The sequence below is a fragment of the Microvirga sp. GCM10011540 genome, assembly GCF_042650665.1.
GTDB lineage: Bacteria > Pseudomonadota > Alphaproteobacteria > Rhizobiales > Beijerinckiaceae > Microvirga > Microvirga lenta.
In genome coordinates this window covers 92867-113641 of sequence record NZ_JBHSBQ010000145.1, presented here as the reverse complement: position 1 = coordinate 113641, position 20775 = coordinate 92867, and the positions used below count along the sequence as shown (strand labels likewise).

Genomic DNA, 20775 nt, shown 5'->3' with positions numbered 1-20775 from the left:
CCGATAAGAATAACTTATCTCTCCTCACATGCAAAGCGATTGGACCTGATCGGCCAGTTTAGGCATGTTCCAGACAAGCTTTGGAGAGGACCATGACCAAAAGCACGACAATGACGACCACGGCCGGAGCGCCGATCCCCGACAACCAGAACAGCCTTTCGGCCGGCCCGCGCGGTCCGCTGCTCCTCCAGGACTACCAGCTCATCGAGAAGCTCGCGCACCAGAACCGCGAGCGCATTCCGGAGCGCGTGGTGCACGCCAAGGGCTCTGCGGCCTATGGCACGCTCACCATCACCAACGACATCACCCGCTATTCCAAGGCGAAGGTGTTCTCCGAGATCAGCAAGCAGACGGAAGTGTTCCTGCGCTTCTCGACCGTGGCCGGCGAGCGCGGCGCGGCCGACGCCGAGCGCGACGTGCGCGGCTTCGCCCTCAAGGTCTACACGGAAGAAGGCAACTGGGACATCGTCGGCAACAACACGCCCGTGTTCTTCGTGCGCGACCCGGTGAAGTTCCCCGACTTCATCCGCACGCAGAAGCGCCACCCCGCGACGAACCTGCGCTCGGCCACCGCCATGTGGGACTTCTGGTCGCTCAGCCCGGAGACGCTGCACCAGGTGACGATCCTGTTCTCGGACCGTGGCCTGCCGCAGGGCTACCGTTACATGCACGGCTTCGGCTCGCACACCTACTCGTTCATCAACGAGGCCGGCGAGCGTTTCTGGGTCAAGTTCCACTTCAAGTCGATGCAGGGCATCAAGACCTGGTCGAACCGCGAGGCCGAGGCGGTGATCGCCAAGGACCGCGAGAGCGCCCAGCGGGACCTCTACGAGGCGATCGAGAACGGGGACTTCCCGCGCTGGAAGTTCTGCGTCCAGATCATGCCCGAGACCGACGCGGAAAAGACCCCCTACAACCCGTTCGACGTGACAAAGGTGTGGCCGCACGCGGACTACCCGCTGATCGAGGTCGGGGTTCTCGAGCTGAACCGCAACGCCGCGCACTACTTCGCCGAGGTGGAGCAGTCCTCGTTCTCACCGTCCAACATCGTGCCGGGCATCGGCTTCTCGCCCGACAGGATGCTGCAGGGCCGCCTCTTCGCCTATGCGGACGCCCACCGCTACCGCGTCGGCACCCATTACGAGGCCCTGCCGGTGAACCGTCCGCGCTGCCCCGTGCACCATTACCATGCCGACGGCGCCATGCTGTTCGACGTGCCCAACCGGGGTGACGCCTATTACGAGCCGAACTCCTTCAACGGCCCGGTGCAGAGCCAGCGCGCCGTGGAGCCGCCGCTCAAGATCTCGGGCGACGCGGACCGCTACGACCATCGCGCCGGCAACGACGACTACAAGCAGCCGGGCGACCTGTTCCGCCTGATGACGCCCGAGGAGCAGGGCCGTCTGATGGACAACATCGCCGAGGCGATGCAGGGCGTGCCGGTGGAGATCGTGAAGCGCCAGATCGTGCACTTCTACCTGGCCGACAAGGCCTACGGCCTTGGCGTCGCCGACCGGATGGGCCTGAAGGGCGCCGTCATGATCCAGGCGGCCGAGTAAGCCCCGACGACATCGAGGCAACGACGAAGGCGGTCCAGGGCAACCCTGGGCCGCTTTTCGTTGCGGGCCGCGGCGCCCCGGCGATCATGTCCCGGGCCGAGGCGAGCGACAAAAGCTACAGGCGCCGGTGGGATGTCCTACACCCAGCCGCCGTCCACCAGATAGGTCTGGGCCGACATGGCGGTGGAATCGTCCGAGCCGAGGAACAGGGCGAAATTGGCGATGTCCTGCGGCACGAGACGGCGCTTCACGCATTGGCGCTTCATGAGCTCCTCCTCCCCCTCCGGCGTGAGCCACATGTCGATCTGGCGCTGGGTCATGATCCAGCCCGGCACGATGCAGTTCACGCGGATGTTGCGGTCGCCCAGCTCCCGAGCCAGGGCGCGGGTGAGACCCACCACGGCGGATTTGGCGGTCTTGTACGCGGCGAACGAGTCGTTGCTCACCATGTAGCTGGTCGAGCCCATGTTGATGATCGAGCCGCCGCCGGCCTTCTCCATGTCGGGCAGCACCGCCTGGGACGCGAAGAACTGGTGGTCGAGATTGGTGGCGAAGCGTTCGCGCCAGTATTCGGGCGTGACCTGGTCGATGGTGTGCCGGTCGTCGCGCGCGACGTTGTTGACGAGAATGGTGACCGGCCCCAGCGCCTCGCTGGCACGGCGGATGGCGGCCTGCAGGGCCGGGATGTCGCGCACGTCGTTGTGCTCGAAATGCACACGCTCGCCCAGACGCTTTGCGAGGTCCTGACCGGCCTCCGCGTTGTAGTCGAGAATGGCGACCTTGCTTCCCTGGGCGTGGAAGGCCTGGGCGATGCTCTCGCCGATGCCGCTGGCGCCGCCGGTGATGAGGACGGTCTTGCCCTTCAGGGAGCCGTAAACAGTCTGGGTCATGAAGTCTCGCTTCCTTGATTGTTCGTCGTCAGCTTGCGCCGGGGCCGGGAACGGCGCCGGGCGGACATTTCCCGAGGATGATCATGCCCAGCACCTCGTCCTGGGTCACGTCCGAAACGTTCGCCGAACCGACGAGCCTGCCGTTCTTCATCACGCTCACCCGGTCCGCGAGGCCGAATACGTCGTGAATATCGTGGCTGATGAGGAAGATGCCGATGCCTTCCTTCTTGAGCTGCAGCACGAGATCGGCCACCTGCTGCGTCTCTGCGGGCCCGAGGGCCGCGGTCGGCTCGTCCATGATCAGCACGCGGGCGTTGAAGTAGATCGCGCGGGCGATCGCCACCGACTGGCGCTGGCCGCCGGACAGGGCCTTCACGGGCTCCTTGAAGCGGCGGAAATGCGGGTTGAGGCGCGCCATCACCTTGCGGGTCTCCGCCTCCATGGTGGCGTCGTCGAGGGTGCCGTAGGGCGTCAGCACCTCGCGGCCGAGGAAGATGTTGCCGGCCGCATCGATGTTGTCCGCGAGCGCGAGGGTCTGGTAGATCGTCTCGATGCCGTAGCGCTTGGCGTCGCGCGGGGTTCCGATATCGGCCTTCTCGCCGTTCACGTAGATCTCGCCCGCATCCGGCCGGTAGGCGCCGGACAGGATCTTGATGAGGGTCGATTTGCCGGCGCCGTTGTGGCCGAGGAGCCCCACCACCTCGCCGGGGCGCAGATCGACGGAGACGCCGTCGACCGCCTTGATTCCCCCGAAGGCGATGGAGATGTCGCGCATCTCGACCAGGGGCGTTGTGCCGTTCGCTTGCATGGCGCTCTCCCTTACTTGATGCGGCGGCGGTAGAGGCCGTCGACGAAGACCGCCAGCACCAGCACGGCGCCGACGACGATGTTCTGAAGGGGCGTATCGACCCCGAGCAGCACCATGCCCGATTGCAGGGACTGCATGACGAGGGCGCCCAGCATGGCGCCCGCGATGGTGCCGACGCCGCCTGCGAGCGACGTGCCGCCGATGACAGCCGAAGCGATGACGTAGAGCTCGTCCAGCGAGCCTGCGGCGTTGGTCGCGGCGTTCAGGCGGGCGGTCGAGATGCAGGCGGAGATGCCGCACAGCAGGCCCATGAGGCCGAACACCTTCATGAGGGTCCAGCGGGTGTTGATGCCAGACAGTTCCGCCGCCTCGGGGTTGCCGCCGATGGCGAAGACATAGCGGCCGAAGCGCAGGCGCCGGGCCAGGAAGGTCATCCCCAAGCCGACGATGATGGCGATCAGCACCGGCAGGGCGATGCCGTGCGGAATGGACAACCCGCCCTCCGGCCAGGCGATGCCGTTCGCCTCGGCCCAGCGGCGCGCGATTCCCACCGGCAGCGGATAGGCATTGGCGATGGCCGCCGCGATCAGAACCGCCCCGCACGCGAAGGCGGCGATCGCCGCGTCGCCCCAGGCGGGACGGACGGGGAAGCCGAAACGCACGCGCCGGCGGCGGGAGAGGCCGAGCGCCACGACGATGAGACCGCAGGCCACGGCGGCGATGATCCAGGTGGCGGTGGCGCCGAGCGCCCCTTCCACGCCGCCGCCGAGGGCCTTGAAGCGGGTGTCCATCGGCGCCACGGTCTGGCCCGTGGTGACCCACCAGGCGGCGCCGCGCCAGATGAGCAGGCCGCCGAGGGTAACGATGAAGGACGGGATGGCCAGATAGGCGATGAGCCAGCCCTGGAACAGGCCGATGGCGCCGCCCACGAGAACGGCGGCGACCACGGCGATGGGCGCCGTGAGCCAGTGCTCGAAGCCGAGCCAGGCGGGCAGCCATTGCACCTGCAGCACGCCGACGATCATGCCGACGACGCCGAGAATGGCGCCCACCGACAGGTCGATGTTGCGGGTGACGATGACCAGCACCATGCCGGTCGACATGACGGCGATGGACGCGGTCTGAACCGAGAGGTTCCAGAGGTTGCGCGGGGTCAGGAACAGGCCGCCGGACAGGATGTCGAACCCGATCCAGATCACGCCGAGCGCCGCCAGCATGCCGAGCATGCGAACGTCGATCTCGAGCTTCGACAGGAACGAGGCGGATGTGGCGCCGTGGGACGGCGCGGCCGTCGCGCTGGGAGCAGTCATGGCAGGCCCTCGGATCGTTGGAAGTCATTCCGGGCCCGCATGGCGGGCCCGGAAGCTATCGGCACGACAAGGAGAGATCGGCTCGTCATGGGAGGTCGTGTTGCCGGACCTGCCGTGCCTCCAGCCCTTCGGGAGACGACCCTTTCGGACCGCCTCCGGATGACGGGAAAGGTCAGTCGCAGACCTTCGCGGTGCCCGGCTTCACGCCCTGGCAGACCACGTCCTTCGTGACCCAGCCCGCGTCGATGACCACGTTGAGATTGTCTTTCGTGATCGCGACCGGCTTGAGGAACAGGGCGGTCATGTTCTGCTTCTTGGGACCCTGGTTCCAGGTCGTGGCGCCCTGGATCTCGTTCAGCTTCTTGCCGTTGGCGAGCTGGACGGCGATTTCCGCCGCGTTGCGGCCGAGCTCGCGGGCGTCCTTGAACACGGAGACGGTCTGGGTGCCGAGCGCCACCCGGTTGAGGGCCGCCTTGTCGGCATCCTGGCCGGAGACCGGCACGGAGCCGGCCAGACCCTGAGCCGCGAGCGCCGCGATAGCGCCGCCGGCGGTGCCGTCATTGGCGGCGACCACCGCGTCGACCTTGTTGTTGTTCTTGGTCAGGAACTGCTCCATGTTCCGCTGCGCGTTGGCGGGAAGCCAGCCGTCGGTATAGGCCTCGCCCACGTTCTTGATCTTGCCGGCATCCATGGCGGGCTTGAGCACTTCCATCGAGCCCTGGAACAGGAAGTTGGCGTTCGGATCCGAGCCCGAGCCCTTGATGAAGACGTAGTTGCCCTCGGGCTTCACCTTCATGACCTCGCGGGCCTGGAGACGGCCGACCTCGACGTTGTCGAAGGTGAGATAGAAGGCCTGCGGGATCTCGATGAGGCGGTCGTAGCCCACCACCGGAATGCCTTCGGCCACCGCCTTCTCGACGGCCGGACGGACCGCATCCGCGTCCTGCGCCAGGACGATCAGGGCCTGGGCGCCGCGGGCGATGAGGCTCTCGATATCGGTGAGCTGCTTGGCGGGCGAGGATTGCGCATCGGCGGACACGTAGGTGCCGCCGGCCTTCTCGACCGCGGCCTTGATGGCGGCCTCGTCGGTCTTCCAGCGCTCTTCCTGGAAGTTGGACCAGCTGACGCCGACGACCGGGCCCTTCCCCTGCGCGAAGACGGCAGTCGTGGACAGGGCGAGGGCGGCAAGGCTGATCAGGGCGTGCTTCTTGAACAACATGAATTCCTCCTGGGCGGCATTCCTCGAAAGCCGTTTGCCATGGCGGGTCATCACCCTGAGGGCGAACGCGCTCGGTCGCACCGCCATGCTTTCTTATTTTCGAGCCCGGAAATAATTATCCCGAACCGAAGCCTCATCAAGCGGCCCTTTCCTCATCCATTGGTCTGATACCCTTTTTACGAAGAGGTGTTTTATTCGCTAGATGAACAAATAAGGGACCATGTCGATGAACCCGCTCACCCCCCGCGAAGCCGCCCGGCGTCGTCTGCTCGACACGCTGCGCCGGGAAGGGCCCATGGCGCGGGTCGAGATCGGCCAGCAGCTCGGGATGAGCCCGGCGAGCGTCTCCGAGCTCACGGCGAGCCTCGTCGAGGAAGGCATCCTGGTGACGGAAGAGACCGGCGAATCGGCGGGCCTCATCCGCGGGCGCCCGAAGGTGCGCCTCTATTTCGCCGACACCCTCGGCTCGGTGATCGGCGTCTGGACCGGCTTCAACCGGATCGAGCTGCGCCTGGTGGACAGCGCGGGCCGCAACCGCGCCAGCCGCCATATCGAGCACCCTCTTCGCAACCTCGAAGCCGAGGAGCTCATGGACGCGCTGGCGGAGGCCATCGCGGCCTTCGCGCGGGACACGAACGCGCCGAACCTGAAGGCCGTGGGCCTTGCCTGCCAGGGCTATGTGGACACCCGCGACGGCATCGTGGCCTGGAGCCCGGTGCTCGGCGCCCGGGACCTGCCGCTGGCCTCGGGCCTGAACCGGCGCCTCGGGAAGCCGGTGCTGATCGAGAACGATGCCAGCGCCATGGCCTTCGCCATCGCCCAGCGCCATTCGGAGCTGCGCTCGGGGCGCACGGCCTGCCTCATGGTCGGCGACGGCGTGGGCTTAGGGTTTCTCATCCAGGGCGAGCTCTATCGCGGAGCCCGCTTCGGCGGCAGCGAGTTCGGCCATGTGCGCCTGCGCCGGAGCGGCCCGCAATGCCGCTGCGGCGGGCGCGGCTGCATCGAGGCGTTCCTGGCCGACTATGCCCTGCACCGGGACGCGCAGCTCATCGACCACCGCCCGGCCCCGACCGTGCTGATCCCCGGCGAGGACGCCATGGACGCCATCGTGGCTCAGGCCCGTGCGGGCCACCCCGCCCTCGCCAACCTCTTCCGCGAGGCCGGCGAGGTCCTCGGGGACGCGGTCGGGATCCTGATCCAGACCCTGGAGCCGGATCACATCGTGATCTGCGGCCCCGGCACCCGCGCCATGGACCTCCTGCGCCCCTCCTTCGAGGCCGCCCTCGAATCGCAGACGATCCCCGAATTGCGGGCGCTCGCCACGATCCAGGTGGTGGAATCCTCCATGGATCTCCTGACGGAAGGCGTGGTCATGCAGGCCCTGCGGGAGCTCGATCTGGATCTCGCGCGCTTGAGGGCTGCATAAGCCGGCCGTAGCCATAGCCATCGGGGCCCGAAACCACTATCTCTTGCGGGATCATTTCCGCACGAACGAGACCCATGGCTTCCTCCCGTCCCGTCCAAGCCGGCGACCACGTTTTCCTCGTCGACGGCTCGTCCTTCATCTACCGGGCCTACTTCCAGTCCATGAACCAGGACTCGAAGTACAATTCCCGCATCTCGGACGGGATGCCGACCGGCGCCGTGCGCCTCTTCGTGTCCAAGCTCCTGCAATTCGTCCGCGACGGCGCCGCCGGCCTGATGCCGACCCACCTCGCCATCGTGCTCGACAAGTCGGAGGGCTCGTTCCGCAAGGAGCTCTACGAGGACTACAAGGGCCACCGCCCGGATGCGCCCGACGACCTCAAGGTGCAGATGCCCCTGATGCGCGAGGCGATTCGCGCCTTCGGCCTGGAGCCCATCGAGCAGGAGCGCTACGAGGCCGACGATCTCATCGCCACCTATACGCAGGAGGCCAAAGCCCGCGGCGCCAACGTGCTGATCGTCTCCTCCGACAAGGACCTGATGCAGTTGGTCGGGCCGCTGGTCTGCTTCTACGATTTCGAATCGGGCTCGAAGGGCAAGCCCGGCTACCGGCCCGAGCGGAACCTGGACGAGGCCGCCGTCACGGAGCGCTGGGAGGGCATTCCCCCGGAAAAGATCGGCGACGTGCTGGCTCTCATGGGCGACACCTCCGACAACGTGCCGGGCGTGCCCGGCATCGGCCTGAAGACCGCCGCCCAGCTCATCAAGGAGTTCGGCGACCTCGAAACTCTTCTGGAGCGGGCGCCGGAGATCAAGCAGCCCAAGCGCCGCGAAACGCTGATCAACAACGCCGAGTCGGCCCGGCTCTCCAAGAAGCTCGTGACCCTCGACTGCGCCGCGCCGCTCCCCGTTTCGCTCGACGAACTGCGCCTGCCCGAGCCCGACCCGAAAACCCTGATCGGCTTCCTGAAGGCGATGGAATTCAACACGCTCACGCGACGGGTGGCCGAGATCTACGACGCCGATCCGACCGCCGTGGAGCCCGACCCGCGCCTGATGCCCGGCGGCGAGGCCATCCGCTGGGAGCGCCTCGGCGGCCCTGGCCCCGCCGAGACCGAGGTTCCTTTCGAGGGCGGCGCCGTCGCGGGAGACGTCGATCCCTTCGCCGGACTCGACCTGCCGGAGACCGCGCGGCGCAAGCCCGTGGAAGGGCTCGGCACGCCCTCGCAGCTGGCCGCGAAGCGCGCGACGGAAGCCTCCTCGCAGGCTGTCGACGTGCAGGCCTACGAGACCGTCACGAGCCTCGAGCGCCTGAAGGAATGGGTCGTGGAGGCCCGCGAGAAGGGGTTTGTGGCGGTCGACACGGAAACGAGCGCGCTCGACGCCAATCTTGCCGAACTCGTCGGCTTCTCGCTCGCGGTCGAGGCGGGCCGGGCCTGCTATGTGCCGCTCCAGCACCGGGGCGATTCGGACCTGTTCGGCGGCGGGCTCGTGCCGGGCCAGATTCCGGTCACCGATGCCCTCGACGCCATCCGTCCGCTCCTGGAGGATCCGTCCGTTCTCAAGATCGGGCAGAACCTGAAATACGACTGGATCGTCTTCAAGCGCCACGGCATCGACGTGCGGCCCTACGACGACACGATGCTGATCTCCTACGTGCTCGATGCGGGCAAGGGCCCGCACGGGATGGACGAGCTCTCGCGCCGCCATCTCGGCCATTCCCCCATCAGCTTCTCCGACGTGGCCGGCACGGGCCGCAGCAAGGTGAGCTTCGACAGGGTCGAGATCGCCAAGGCCACCGCCTACGCGGCCGAGGACGCTGACATCACGCTGCGCCTGTGGCAGATGCTGAAGCCGCGCCTCGCCGCCGAGCACCGCGCGACGGTCTACGAGACCCTGGAGCGCCCCATGATCGACGTGGTGGCGCGCATGGAGATGCGCGGCATCCTGGTCGACCGGCAGATCCTGAGCCGCCTCTCGGGCGACTTCTCCCAGACGCTCGCGCGGCTCGAGGATGAGATCCACGAGATGGCGGGCGAAAAGTTCGCCCTCGGCTCGCCGAAGCAGATCGGCGACATCCTCTTCGGCAAGATGGGCCTGCCCGGCGCGAAGAAGACCCCGTCCGGCCAATGGGCCACGCCCGCGACGCTCCTCGACGAGCTGGCCCAGGCCGGCCACGAGCTGCCCGCGAAGATCCTCGAATGGCGCCAGCTCGCCAAGCTCAAATCGACCTACACCGACACCCTGCAGGAGCACATGCACCCGGACACCAAGCGGGTGCACACCTCGTTCTCGCTGGCCGCGACGACCACGGGACGCCTGTCCTCGTCCGACCCGAACCTCCAGAACATCCCGATCCGCACGGAAGCCGGCCGCAAGATCCGTCAGGCCTTCGTGGCGCCGCCCGGACACAAGATCATCTCGGCCGACTACAGCCAGATCGAGCTGCGGCTCCTCGCGCATATCGCCGACATCCCGCAATTGCAGGAGGCGTTCGCGCAGGGCATCGACATTCACGCGGCGACCGCGTCCGCCATGTTCGGGGTGCCCCTCGACCGGATGAACCCGGATCTGCGCCGTCAGGCCAAGACCATCAATTTCGGCATCATCTACGGCATCTCGGCCTTCGGCCTCGCGGTCCGCCTCGGCATTCCGAACAACGAGGCCGCCGCCTTCATCAAGCAGTATTTCGAGCGCTTCCCGGGCATCCGCACCTATATCGACGAGACCAAGAAGTTCTGCCGCGACAAGGGCTACGTGACGACGCTGTTCGGCCGCGTCTGCCATTACCCCCAGATCAAGTCGGGCAATCCGTCCGAGCGTGCGGGCGTGGAGCGCCAGGCGATCAACGCCCCGATCCAGGGCACCGCCGCCGACATCATCCGCCGCGCCATGGTGCGGATGGAAGACGCGCTGCGGGCCGAGCGCCTCTCCGCCCGGATGCTGCTGCAGGTGCACGACGAACTGGTCTTCGAGGCCCCCGACGAGGAGGTGGAGGCCACGCTGCCCGTGATCTCCCGCGTCATGACGGAAGCCCCGTTCCCGGCCGTATCCCTCAAGGTGCCGCTCGCCGTGGAAGCCCGCGCCGCACAGAACTGGGACGAGGCGCATTGAGGGGCAGCATTCTGCCAAGCACGCCGTCGCGCCTGATCCAGTGGTGGTAGAGCGCGCCTGCGATGTGCAGGACGAGAAGAGCGAGCAGGAGGCGCGCCATGAAGCCGTGCGCAAGTCGGGGCGGCTGTCGCATCAGATCGGACATGGACGACAGATCCCCCGCGGCCAGCATGGGTGCCAGACCGCTCCTCGCGATCAAGCCGATGCCGCTGACCGTCAGCGCGAGGACCACCCCGTAGAACCCGGCATGAACCAAACGCGCCAGGCGGTGCTGAACGGAAGCATCGGCCTGCCCTGGCCGCGACATGAGGTCGAAGGCTCGCCACCACACGAGCCGGACAAGGGTCAGAAGGCCGACCATGATTCCAGAAGCCACGTGGACCCGGTACAACCCGGGACGCAACCCGTCGGGGACCGCCTGCATGGCGAAGCCTAAGGGGATGAGAATGAGGATCAGAACGGCGCTTGCCCAGTGGAGAGCCAGGGCGACGGTCCCGTATCGATCCGATGTGCTCTTGAGAGTCATGCCTGCGCTCCTCGATCAGCGGGCAGAACCCAGCGTCCGCTCGGCCTGATAGAGGCGGCGGAACCCGGTCTGTCTCATCGACGCGGCGGCCGCCTTGAAGTCGGGTGAGGCCAAAGCGGCCATGAAGGCGGAGACACTTTCCCATACGGCATGATTCACCCAGAGACGGGAGCCGCCCACCGGCCGATGAAGCGTCGTCGAGACGAACCCGGGCTGGCGCCGCAGGACCTCGGCCGCCCTGGCCCAGCCCTGCCGGAAAGCCTCGGCCTCCCCTTCCGGCACCAGGAACGTGTTGAGCAGCACGATCTGTCCAGTCGGTGCGGAGCGAAGCTGCTCCGCGAAACTCGTCCCGTCGCTTTTCTGCGCATCGGAAAGGCTGAGAATCTGCTCTGCCCGGCCGGCGCCGGGAAGTGCTGCCGCGAGCATGGCCGGAACGATGATTTGTCTCAGACCCATGGAAGCCTCCTATGTATATAGCATGCTATATATCATTGAATAGCTTGCTATACAAGATAAGAAGCATCGACTCTGCAGGATACGGAATGAGTTTCGACAAAGACCAATCGGCCGGGTACGTGGTCAATCACATGGCCCGCCTGTTCGCGGCGGCGCTGACCGAACGCATCAGGCCGCTCGGGCTGAGCACAGGGCAGTTTCCCATTCTGCTCCAGCTATGGAGCGAGGAGGGGTTGACTCAAAAGCAGTTGGTGGAGCGTCTCGACTTGGAGCAGGCGACCATCGCCAACACCCTGACCCGCATGGAGCGTGACGGCCTGATCGAGCGGAAAGCCCATCCGCAGGACGGGCGGGCCCAGTGCATCTATCTCACGAAGAAGGCGCGTGCTCTGGAGGCTCCTGCAACGGAGGCGGCCAAAGCCGTGAACGAAGTCGCCCTGGCGGACCTGCCGCCCGTCGCACGCAAGGCTTTCTTGCGCGTGATGGAGCAGATCATCGGAGCCCTGCAAAAGGATCTCGCAGGATAGGTGGCCATCGCCGCTGTGCCTCCTAAGTCTTAGGCCTGTACCGCTGAACGACGGGAGCCCCCTATGCCTTACGAACTCTACTACTGGCCCACGATCCAGGGACGCGGCGAGTTCGTGCGGCTGGCGCTGGAGGAGGCGGGTGCGGATTACGTCGATGTGGCGCGGGGGCCGGACGGCGTCCCGGCCATGATGCGGATGCTGGAGGAGGCGGCGCACCCGCCCTTCGCGCCGCCTTTTCTCAAGGACGGCGATCTCGTCATCGGCCAGACGGCCGCGATCCTGCTCTATCTCGGGGCGCGGCACGGGCTCGCCCCGAAGGATCCGGCCGGGGGCCTGTGGACGCAGCAGATCCAGCTCACCCTGTCGGATCTCGTGGCGGAGGCGCACGACACCCACCATCCGGTGAGCGTCAACCTCTACTATGAGGACCAGAAGGAGGAGGCCCTGCGCCGGGCGGCCGATTTCCGCGACAGCCGCATCCCGAAATTCCTCGGTTGGTTCGAGGGCATCCTCGCGCGCAACCTGGCCGGCGACCGGCACCTCGTGGGCGCGTCCCTCACCTATGCGGACCTGTCCCTGTTCCAGGTGGTGGAGGGATTGTCCTACGCCTTCCCGAAGGCCATGGAGCGCGCGCTCGCGGATGCGCCACGCGTCACGGCGCTTCGTCATGCGGTCGCCGAGAGACCGCGCATCAAGGCCTATCTGAGGAGCTCGCGCCGCATCCCGTTCAACGAGGACGGCATCTTCCGGCGCTATCCGGAGCTCGACGGGTAGGGCGGCCTCAGGCTGCCAGGCGTCCCATGGCCTCGTTCAGGCACTGAACGCCGACGCCGCCACCGGCGCGGGCCACGAGAGTGCAGCCTTTCGGCACCTCCCGCCAGCCCTTCTCCTTGCTGTCGATGGGCTCGGACACGACCAGAAGGCCGCCGTTCTCCTCGCGGTAATAGAGGGTCGGGGGCTTGCCGTCGCAGGCCCAGCGGAAGGCCCACAGGCTCTCGCCGTCGGTGAGGGCGGCGGTGAAGCGCAGGGGCTCCTCGATCTCCGCCTCCTCCATGAGGCCCCGCACCTGCTTGAGCGTGCGGGCCATGGCGGCGATGGGATCGTCCTTCAGGCCGTTGGCGAGGGCGGCGAGGAAGATCGCCTCCGAATCCGTGGTGCCGAGGCGTCCGTCGTAGAGCTCGTCCGGGATCAGGGCCTCGAGGCGGCGCTTGATCCGGCCATAGCCGCCGATCTGGCCGTTGTGCATGAACAGATGGCGCCCATGCGCGAAGGGATGGCAGTTGGCCCGGGTGGTCGAGGTGCCGGTGGAGGCCCGCACATGGGCGAAGAAGAGGCTCGAACGAACCTGCTCGCACAGGCTCCGCAGGTTCTCGTCCGACCAGGCGGGGCGGACCTCCCGATAGACCCCCGGTTCCGGGCGCTCCCCATACCAGCCGATGCCGAAGCCGTCGCCGTTGGTGCCGGTCTTGGCCTCGACCGCGTGCAGGGATTGATGAACCAGGGAGTGGGCCGGAGCGCAGACGAGATCGGCGAGGAAGATCGGCTCTCCCCGATAGGCAAGAAAGCGGCACATCGATGTTCGTCCCCCCGGCGTCTCGGGCGCCCTGTGCAACCTTGTTTTACTATCCTTCCCTCATGGTGAACAGCCGGTTAACGAACCTGCTGTTGCGGCCCCGCCCGCCTGCCCGTAAAGCTTGGCAAAACACGTCCAACCGGACGACGGGGGTTTCACCGCATGTCTCGCGCTCTCCGCCTGGCGCTCGGCGCCGCTCTGCTGCTGCTGCCAGAGGCCGCGTCGGCCGCCGAGCTCGACGGGCGGTCCTTAAGCCTCCTCTGGTCCCTGCCCTTCGCGGGCATTCTTCTCTCCATCGCGCTCTTCCCGCTTCTGGCGCCTCATGCCTGGGAGCATCACCACGGCAAGATCGCGGCCCTGTGGGGCGTGCTCGTCCTCGCGCCGATGGCCCTGATCCTGGGCCCGGCGACGGCGCTCCACGCCCTCGTCCACACGGCGCTCCTCGAATACATCCCCTTCATCCTGCTGCTCCTCGCCCTGTTCACCGTGGCCGGCGGCATCCTGGTGCGCGGCAACATCCACGGGGCGCCGGGCACCAACACGATGCTGCTCGGGATCGGCACGGTGCTGGCCAGCTTCATCGGCACCACGGGCGCCTCCATGGTGATGATCCGCCCCGTCATGCGCGCGAACGACGACCGCCTGCACAACGTGCACGTGATCGTGTTCTTCATCTTCCTGGTCTCGAACATCGGCGGCTCGCTCACGCCGCTGGGCGACCCGCCCCTCTTCCTGGGCTTCCTGCGCGGCGTCGACTTCTTCTGGACGACCACGCATCTCCTGCTGGAGACGCTCTTCGCCGCCGCCCTCCTGCTCGGCCTCTTCTTCCTGTTCGATACGTACCTCTACCGGAAGGAGGGCCGCATCAAGCCGGACCCGACGCCGGACACGCCGGTGAGGATCACGGGCGGGATCAATTTCTTCCTGATCTTCGTCATCATCAGCGCCATCCTCATGAGCGCGACGGTCGATCTCGGCCGGGCGACGGTGCTCGGCACCGAGGTCGAACTCGCCAATGTCCTGCGCGATCTCGTCATGGTGGCCGTCACCGTCATCTCCCTCAAGCTCACGCCGAAGGGCAACCGCATCGACAACGGCTTCTCCTGGGGCCCGATCGAGGAGGTGGCGAAACTCTTCGCCGGGATCTTCGTCACCATCATCCCGGTGCTCGCCATGCTCAAGGCCGGCAGCGAGGGCGCGTTCGCGCCTCTCGTCGCCCTGGTATCGAACCCGGACGGCAGCGCCAACCATGCGGCCTATTTCTGGCTCACGGGCGGCCTGTCCTCGTTCCTGGACAATGCGCCCACCTACCTCGTCTTCTTCGAACTCGCGGGCGGCGACCCTCAGGTGCTGATGACGCAGGCGGCGGTGACGCTGGCCGCCATCTCGGCGGGCGCCGTGTTCATGGGCGCCAATTCCTATATCGGCAACGCCCCGAACTTCATGGTCTATGCCATCGCCCGGCAGGGCGGCGTGAAGATGCCGAGCTTCTTCGGCTACATCGTGTGGTCGGGCCTGATCCTGGTCCCGACCTTCGTGCTGGTGACGCTGATCTTCTTCCAGGGGTAAGACCCGGCGGCGGGAGGCGCTAGGCCTCCAGCCTGTCCGCCACGTCCTCGGCGAGCGACAGGCTCGACGTCAGGCCAGGGCTCTCGATGCCGAACATCTGGACGAGACCGGGCAGTCCGTGCTCGGCCGGTCCGTCGATCATGAAATCGGCGGCCTTCTCGCCCGGGTTGGTGAGCTTGGGCCGGATGCCGGAATAATCCGGCACGAGGGCCCCGTCGGGCAGGCCGGGCCAGTAGCGGCGGATCGAGGCGTAGAAGCTTTCCGCCCGCTGCGGGTCCACCTCGTAGACCTCCCGCTCGACCCATTCCACATCGGGGCCGAAGCGCATGCGCCCGTTGAGATCGAGCGTGACGTGGGTGCCCAGTCCCCCGTCCACGGGCGCCGGATAGATCAGCCGCGAGAAGGCGGGCTTGCCGAGGCAGCCGAAGTAATTGCCCTTGGCGAGCACGAGCGGCGGCACCCGTTCCTGCGGGTAGCCCTCGGTGGCACGGGCGAGGGCCTGGGCGCCCAGCCCCGCCGCGTTGACCACGGCGTCGAAGGTCAGCGTGTCGGCCTCAGCGCCCCCGATCCGCACATCCCACCCGGAGGCCGTGCGCGCGATGTGCTCCACCGGCGTGTTGAAGGCGATGGCGCCGCCCTCCGCCTCCAGATCGCCCTGGAGCGCCAGCATGAGGGAATGGCTGTCGACGATGCCGGTCTCGGCCGAGAGAACGGCGCCGGTGCAGGACAGATTGGGCTCGAGGGCCCGCGCCTCGGCGGCGGTCAGGAACGACAGGCCCTCCACGCCGTTGGCGATGCCCTGCTCGTAGATGCCCTCGATCTTCGCCTGTTCGAGATCGTTCGTCGCCACGATGAGCTTGCCGCATCTGGCATGGGGCACGCCGTGGCTCTCGCAGAAGGCGTAGAGCAGGCGCCGGCCGTTGACGCAGTGGCGGGCGCGCAGGGAGTCGGTCGGATAGTACATGCCGGCATGGATCACCTCGCTGTTGCGAGAGGACACGCCGTTGCCGATCCCGCCCGTGGCCTCCGCCACGATCACCCCATGGCCGCGCTGGGCCAGGGCGCGCGCAACGGCCAATCCGACGACCCCGGCTCCGACGACAAGAGCATCCATGTCCAGTCCCCCATGCAAAACGGCGGCCCGAAGGCCGCCGTTTGTTAGGACAGATCGAAAAGGATGTCAGGCCGCAATCGACGTCTGCGGCGCCGCGGAACGCACGTCGGAATCCACGTGCCCCTCGAAGCGCTTGAAGTTCTCGTTGAACATGTCGATGAGGCGCTTGGCCGTCTCGGCGAACTCCGCCTTGTTCTGCCAGGTCTTGACCGGATACAGGATGTGCGGCTCGACGCCCGGCACCGAGGTGGGCACCGCGAAGCCGAAATAGGGATCGCGGCGGAAATCGGCGCGGGAGAGCGAGCCGTCGAGGGCCGCCGTCAGCAGGCGGCGCGTGACGCGGATCGGCATGCGCCGGCCGACGCCGTACTTGCCGCCGGTCCAGCCGGTGTTGACGAGCCAGCAATCCACCGAATGCTTGGCGATGAGGTCGCGCAGCAGGTTGCCGTAGACCGAGGGGTGGCGCGGCATGAAGGGCGCACCGAAGCAGGTGGAGAAGGTGGCTTCCGGATCCTTCACGCCCTTCTCCGTTCCGGCGACCTTCGCCGTATAGCCGGAGAGGAAGTGGTACATGGCTTCCGCCGGCGTGAGCTTGGCGATGGGAGGCAGCACGCCGAAGGCGTCGCAGGTCAGCATCACGATGTTCTTCGGGATGCCGGCCCGGCCGGTCGCGCTCGCATTGGGGATGAAGTCGAGCGGATAGGCGCAGCGCGTGTTCTCCGTCTTCGACGCATCGTCGAAATCGGGAATGCGCGTGATCGGATCGATCGCCACGTTCTCCAGCACCGTGCCGAAGCGCTCGGTGGTGGCGAAGATTTCCGGCTCCGCCTCGCGGGACAAGCGGATGGTCTTGGCGTAGCAGCCGCCCTCGAAGTTGAAGACGCCGTTCGGGCCCCAGCCGTGCTCGTCGTCGCCGAGCAGGATGCGGTTCGGATCGGCCGAGAGGGTGGTCTTGCCCGTGCCGGAGAGGCCGAAGAACACGGCCACGTCATTGGCATTGCCCACATTGGCGGAGCAGTGCATCGGCATCACGTTCTGCGGCGGCAGCACGAAGTTCAGGTAGGTGAAGACCGACTTCTTCATCTCGCCGGCATAGGAGGTGCCGCCGATGAGGACGATCTTGCGGGTGAAGTCGCAGGCGATCACCGTCTCGGTGCGGCAGCCGTGCCGGGCCGGGTCGGCCTTGAAGGACGGCAGGTCGATGATGGTGAGATCCGGCGCGAAGCTCTTCAGATCGCCCCGGTCGGGACGGATCAGAAGGTTGCGGATGAACAGGGAGTGCCACGCGAACTCGGTGAACACCCGCGCCCGGACCCGGTAGCTCGGATCGGCGCCGCCGTAGAGATCCTGCGCGAAAAGCTCCTTGCCCTCGGCATGGGCCATGAAGTCCTTGTACAGGGTCTCGAATTGCTCGGGGGTGATCGAGCCGTTGTTCTCCCACCAGACCGTTCCTTCCGTCGTGGCGTCGCGCACCACGAACTTGTCCTTGGGGGAGCGGCCGGTATGAACGCCGGTCTCGGCCAACAGCGCTCCGCCCTGGACCACCTTGGTCTCGCCGCGGGTCAGGGACTGCTCGTAGAGCGCGGGCGCCTCGAGGTTCCAAAAGACCCGCTTGAGGTTTCGGAAGCCGGAGGTCTCGGCCCCCTGCGCGCTGTTGAAGACGCCGATAGTTTCCACTGAAGACTTCTCCTGATGGTCGGCCATTGGACGGCCCTGTTTCCTGCCCAGAAATGGCGCTATACTGTTCTTGTTCAAGCGTCGCCGTTGCAACCCTTTCGCCGTACCGCCTGTCGCAGCGATGGTGAGGTTAGCCGGCGTCACCGTCAACTAACCACGTTCCATCGCATTCTATTTTGTCTCAGGCTAGGCCGTTTTCGCGCCGTCCAGACGAAATTCGCCCGCTTTTGCGGGGTATTGGCGGCTCTCCGGCCCGCCTTGGGAAGAGAAACCCAGCTTCCGGCGGCGTTCATCTCCGGTTGTGGGAGGGCGCCTAAACTTGCCCTCGGGACCGGGGCCCCTGGCACTCCCACGAGGGGACCTTATTTATGCCATGAGAAAGACGCAGTTGGGCACGTTTTGGTGCCTCCTGCGTTGTCAGGCGGGAGGCCCACCGGAGTGAGCGTGCCGGCAACGGCCATTCGCGTATAACAAGGAAGAGTTCATGCCAACGATCGCCCTTGTCGATGACGATCGCAACATCCTGACATCCGTCTCCATCGCCCTGGAGGCGGAAGGCTATCGCATTCAGACCTATACCGACGGCGCATCCGCCCTCGACGGCTTGAAGCATGCCCCGCCGGATCTCGCGATCTTCGACATCAAGATGCCGCGCATGGACGGAATGGAGCTCCTGCGCCGCCTGCGCCAGAAGTCCGATCTGCCGGTGATCTTCCTGACCTCGAAGGACGAGGAGATCGACGAGCTGTTCGGCCTCAAGATGGGCGCCGACGACTTCATCCGCAAACCATTCTCGCAGCGTCTCCTGGTGGAGCGGGTCAAAGCCGTGCTGCGACGCTTCGCCCCCAAGGATCAAGCCGCCCCGCGGGAAACCGACGCCAAGGCGCTGGAGCGCGGGCAGTTGAAGATGGACCCGGAGCGCCATGCCTGCACCTGGAAGGGCGAGCCGGTGACCCTGACGGTGACCGAATTCCTGATCCTGCAGGCGCTCGCCACCCGCCCGGGCGTCGTGAAGAGCCGCAACGCCCTCATGGACGCGGCCTATGACGACCAGGTCTACGTGGACGACCGCACCATCGACAGCCACATCAAGCGCCTGCGCAAGAAGTTCAAGATGGTTGACCAGAATTTCGAAATGATCGAGACCCTCTACGGCGTCGGCTACCGCTTCAAGGAAGCCTGACGCCGAGGCGTCCTGAATGAGTGGCATGAAGGCTGATCCCATCCACGCCGAGGCTGCGGCCGAAGACCCGCCAGCCCCCCGTGGTGCCCTGGCACAGCTTCGGCAGTTCGGCCGGATGCTCGTGCAGCGCGCGTCGTCGAGCCTGACGCGACGGATCGTCGTGCTCAATCTCGCCGGCCTCGTCGCGCTGCTCGTCGGCTTTCTCTACCTCAACCAGTTCCGCGAGGGCCTCATCGAGGCGCGGGTGCAGAGCCTGCTCATCCAGGGCGAGATCATCGCGGGCGCCATCGCCAGCTCGGCGACGGTGGACACGAACACCATCGCGATCGACCCCGACCGGCTGCTGCAGATGCAGGCGGGCGAGACCGAGCGCTTCAGCGACGAATATCTCTCCTCGCTCGAGTTCTCCATCAATCCCGAGCGGGTGGCGCCCCTGCTGCGCCGGCTCGTCACGCCGACCCAGACCCGCGCGCGCATCTTCGACCGGGAGGGCTTCCTCCTCCTCGACTCCCGCACCTTCTATTCCCGCGGCGACATCCTGCGCCGGGACCTGCCGCCGGTGGCGGCCACCGAGGACACCACGAGCTTCATCGAGCGCACCTGGAACTCGCTGCGCAATCTGTTCCGGCGCAAGCGGCGCCCGGTCCAGGAGGAGCCCGGCCCCGCCAACGGCAAGACCCTGCCCGAGGTGCAGCAGGCCTTCGCCGGCAAGCAGGCCAACGACGTGCGCGTGAACGCCCGGGGCGAGACCATCGTTTCGGTGGCGGTGCCGATCCAGCGCTTCCGCACGGTCCAGGGAGTGCTGCTGCTCTCGACCCAGGAAGGGGACATCGACGCCATCATCGCCTCCGAGCGTTTCGCCCTGCTCCAGGTCTTCCTGGTGGCGGCGGTGGTGATGATCGTCCTCTCGCTCTTCCTCGCGGGTGCCATCGCCGGGCCGGTCCGGCGGCTGGCCGAAGCGGCGGAGCGGGTGAGATGGGGCACCAAGTCCCGCCAGGAGATCCCGGATTTCACCGCCCGCTCCGACGAGATCGGCCACCTCTCGGGGGCGCTGCGCGACATGACGAAGGCGCTCTACAACCGCATCGACGCCATCGAGAGCTTCGCCGCCGACGTGGCGCACGAGCTCAAGAACCCCCTCACCTCCCTGCGCAGCGCCGTGGAAACCCTGCCGCTCGCCCGCAACGACGAGTCCCGCCTGCGCCTCATGTCGATCATCCAGCACGACGTGAAACGCCTGGACCGGCTCATCAGCGACATCTCGGACGCCTCCCGCCTCGATGCGGAGCTGGCGCGCGCCGACGCCGAACCCGTCGACATGGCCCGGCTTCTCGACGCGGTGGTGTCGGTCGCCAATGAGCGCAAGCGCGAGAACGATCCGATCATCGATCTGAGGATCGAGAAGCACCCCAAGGGCCGTGACGCCTTTCTCGTTCTCGGTCACGACAGCCGCCTGGGGCAGGTCTTCAACAACCTCATCGACAATGCCCGCTCCTTCTCGCCCCCGGACCAGCCGGTGCGGGTGTCCCTGCGGCGGCGAAAGGCGGATGTGGAGATCGTGGTGGAGGACAGCGGCCCGGGCATCGAGCCCCACGCCCTCGACCGGATCTTCGAGCGCTTCTACACGGACCGGCCCGAACAGGGCTTCGGCCAGAATTCGGGGCTGGGCCTGTCCATCTCGCGCCAGATCGTGGAGGCTCACCGCGGGACGATCCGGGCGGAGAACCGCCCCGGCCCGCTCGACGAGGAAACGGGGGAGCCGCGCCGCCTCGGCGCCCGCTTCATCATCCGCCTCCCGATCGCCAGCCAGAAAGGATGACGGCTC

The 20775-nt window shown here is 66.8% G+C and carries 17 protein-coding genes; 8 read left to right on the top strand and 9 right to left on the bottom strand.

What is annotated here, in order from left to right:
• Positions 1-92: 92 nt before the first annotated feature.
• Positions 93-1559, top strand: a complete 1467-nt coding sequence (locus ACFOYU_RS26470) for a catalase (protein ID WP_377035840.1) — start codon at positions 93-95, stop codon at positions 1557-1559.
• A 137-nt stretch (positions 1560-1696) separates the two neighbouring features.
• On the opposite strand, the gene ACFOYU_RS26465 is transcribed toward ACFOYU_RS26470, so the two are convergent.
• From ACFOYU_RS26465 to xylF, 4 genes are all read right to left on the bottom strand, one after another.
• On the bottom strand, positions 1697-2449 hold the full coding sequence (locus ACFOYU_RS26465; RefSeq protein ID WP_377035839.1) for an SDR family NAD(P)-dependent oxidoreductase: 753 nt from the start codon (positions 2447-2449) through the stop codon (positions 1697-1699).
• 28 nt (positions 2450-2477) lie between these two features.
• The gene (locus ACFOYU_RS26460) at positions 2478-3257 is read right to left on the bottom strand and encodes an ATP-binding cassette domain-containing protein (RefSeq protein WP_377035838.1); all 780 of its coding nucleotides are present in this window, start codon (positions 3255-3257) and stop codon (positions 2478-2480) included.
• An 11-nt stretch (positions 3258-3268) separates the two neighbouring features.
• A complete protein-coding gene (locus ACFOYU_RS26455; protein ID WP_377035837.1) occupies positions 3269-4567 on the bottom strand; it encodes a sugar ABC transporter permease in 1299 nt (432 codons plus the stop codon).
• Between the two features lie 172 nt (positions 4568-4739).
• A complete protein-coding gene (gene xylF / locus ACFOYU_RS26450) occupies positions 4740-5786 on the bottom strand; it encodes a D-xylose ABC transporter substrate-binding protein (protein WP_377035836.1) in 1047 nt (348 codons plus the stop codon).
• A gap of 226 nt (positions 5787-6012) precedes the next feature.
• On the opposite strand from xylF, the gene ACFOYU_RS26445 reads away from it, so the two are divergent.
• Positions 6013-7212 (top strand): ROK family protein, encoded by a 1200-nt coding sequence (locus ACFOYU_RS26445; RefSeq protein WP_377035835.1) that lies wholly within the window; start codon positions 6013-6015, stop codon positions 7210-7212.
• A gap of 74 nt (positions 7213-7286) precedes the next feature.
• Positions 7287-10325 carry a DNA polymerase I gene (polA, locus tag ACFOYU_RS26440; RefSeq protein ID WP_377035834.1) on the top strand — a complete coding sequence of 1013 codons (3039 nt, stop codon included), beginning with the start codon at positions 7287-7289 and terminating at the stop codon, positions 10323-10325.
• On the opposite strand, the gene ACFOYU_RS26435 is transcribed toward polA, so the two are convergent.
• Positions 10267-10851 (bottom strand): cytochrome b, encoded by a 585-nt coding sequence (locus ACFOYU_RS26435; RefSeq protein WP_377035833.1) that lies wholly within the window; start codon positions 10849-10851, stop codon positions 10267-10269. The two genes, polA and ACFOYU_RS26435, sit on opposite strands and share 59 nt — an antisense overlap.
• Positions 10852-10866: 15 nt before the next feature.
• Positions 10867-11307 (bottom strand): antibiotic biosynthesis monooxygenase family protein, encoded by a 441-nt coding sequence (locus ACFOYU_RS26430; RefSeq protein WP_377035832.1) that lies wholly within the window; start codon positions 11305-11307, stop codon positions 10867-10869.
• An 86-nt stretch (positions 11308-11393) separates the two neighbouring features.
• Between ACFOYU_RS26430 and ACFOYU_RS26425 the strand changes: the two genes are divergently transcribed.
• Complete coding sequence (locus ACFOYU_RS26425) at positions 11394-11834, top strand: MarR family winged helix-turn-helix transcriptional regulator (protein WP_226738838.1); 441 nt, start codon at positions 11394-11396, stop codon at positions 11832-11834.
• A 63-nt stretch (positions 11835-11897) separates the two neighbouring features.
• The gene (locus ACFOYU_RS26420) at positions 11898-12608 is read left to right on the top strand and encodes a glutathione S-transferase (protein ID WP_377035831.1); all 711 of its coding nucleotides are present in this window, start codon (positions 11898-11900) and stop codon (positions 12606-12608) included.
• 7 nt (positions 12609-12615) lie between these two features.
• Here ACFOYU_RS26420 and ACFOYU_RS26415 read toward each other — a convergent pair whose 3' ends face one another.
• Complete coding sequence (locus ACFOYU_RS26415) at positions 12616-13407, bottom strand: class II glutamine amidotransferase (RefSeq protein ID WP_226738834.1); 792 nt, start codon at positions 13405-13407, stop codon at positions 12616-12618.
• A 162-nt stretch (positions 13408-13569) separates the two neighbouring features.
• Between ACFOYU_RS26415 and ACFOYU_RS26410 the strand changes: the two genes are divergently transcribed.
• On the top strand, positions 13570-14976 hold the full coding sequence (locus tag ACFOYU_RS26410) for a sodium:proton antiporter (RefSeq protein WP_377035830.1): 1407 nt from the start codon (positions 13570-13572) through the stop codon (positions 14974-14976).
• Between the two features lie 19 nt (positions 14977-14995).
• Here ACFOYU_RS26410 and ACFOYU_RS26405 read toward each other — a convergent pair whose 3' ends face one another.
• Complete coding sequence (locus tag ACFOYU_RS26405) at positions 14996-16090, bottom strand: NAD(P)/FAD-dependent oxidoreductase (protein ID WP_377035829.1); 1095 nt, start codon at positions 16088-16090, stop codon at positions 14996-14998.
• A gap of 66 nt (positions 16091-16156) precedes the next feature.
• A complete protein-coding gene (locus tag ACFOYU_RS26400) occupies positions 16157-17767 on the bottom strand; it encodes a phosphoenolpyruvate carboxykinase (protein WP_226738828.1) in 1611 nt (536 codons plus the stop codon).
• Between the two features lie 484 nt (positions 17768-18251).
• Here ACFOYU_RS26400 and ACFOYU_RS26395 point away from each other — a divergent pair, with 484 nt between their 5' ends.
• On the top strand, positions 18252-18950 hold the full coding sequence (locus ACFOYU_RS26395; protein WP_226738826.1) for a response regulator transcription factor: 699 nt from the start codon (positions 18252-18254) through the stop codon (positions 18948-18950).
• Positions 18951-18975: 25 nt separating this feature from the next.
• Complete coding sequence (locus ACFOYU_RS26390) at positions 18976-20769, top strand: sensor histidine kinase (protein WP_319004821.1); 1794 nt, start codon at positions 18976-18978, stop codon at positions 20767-20769.
• The last annotated feature ends 6 nt before the right edge of the window (positions 20770-20775 follow it).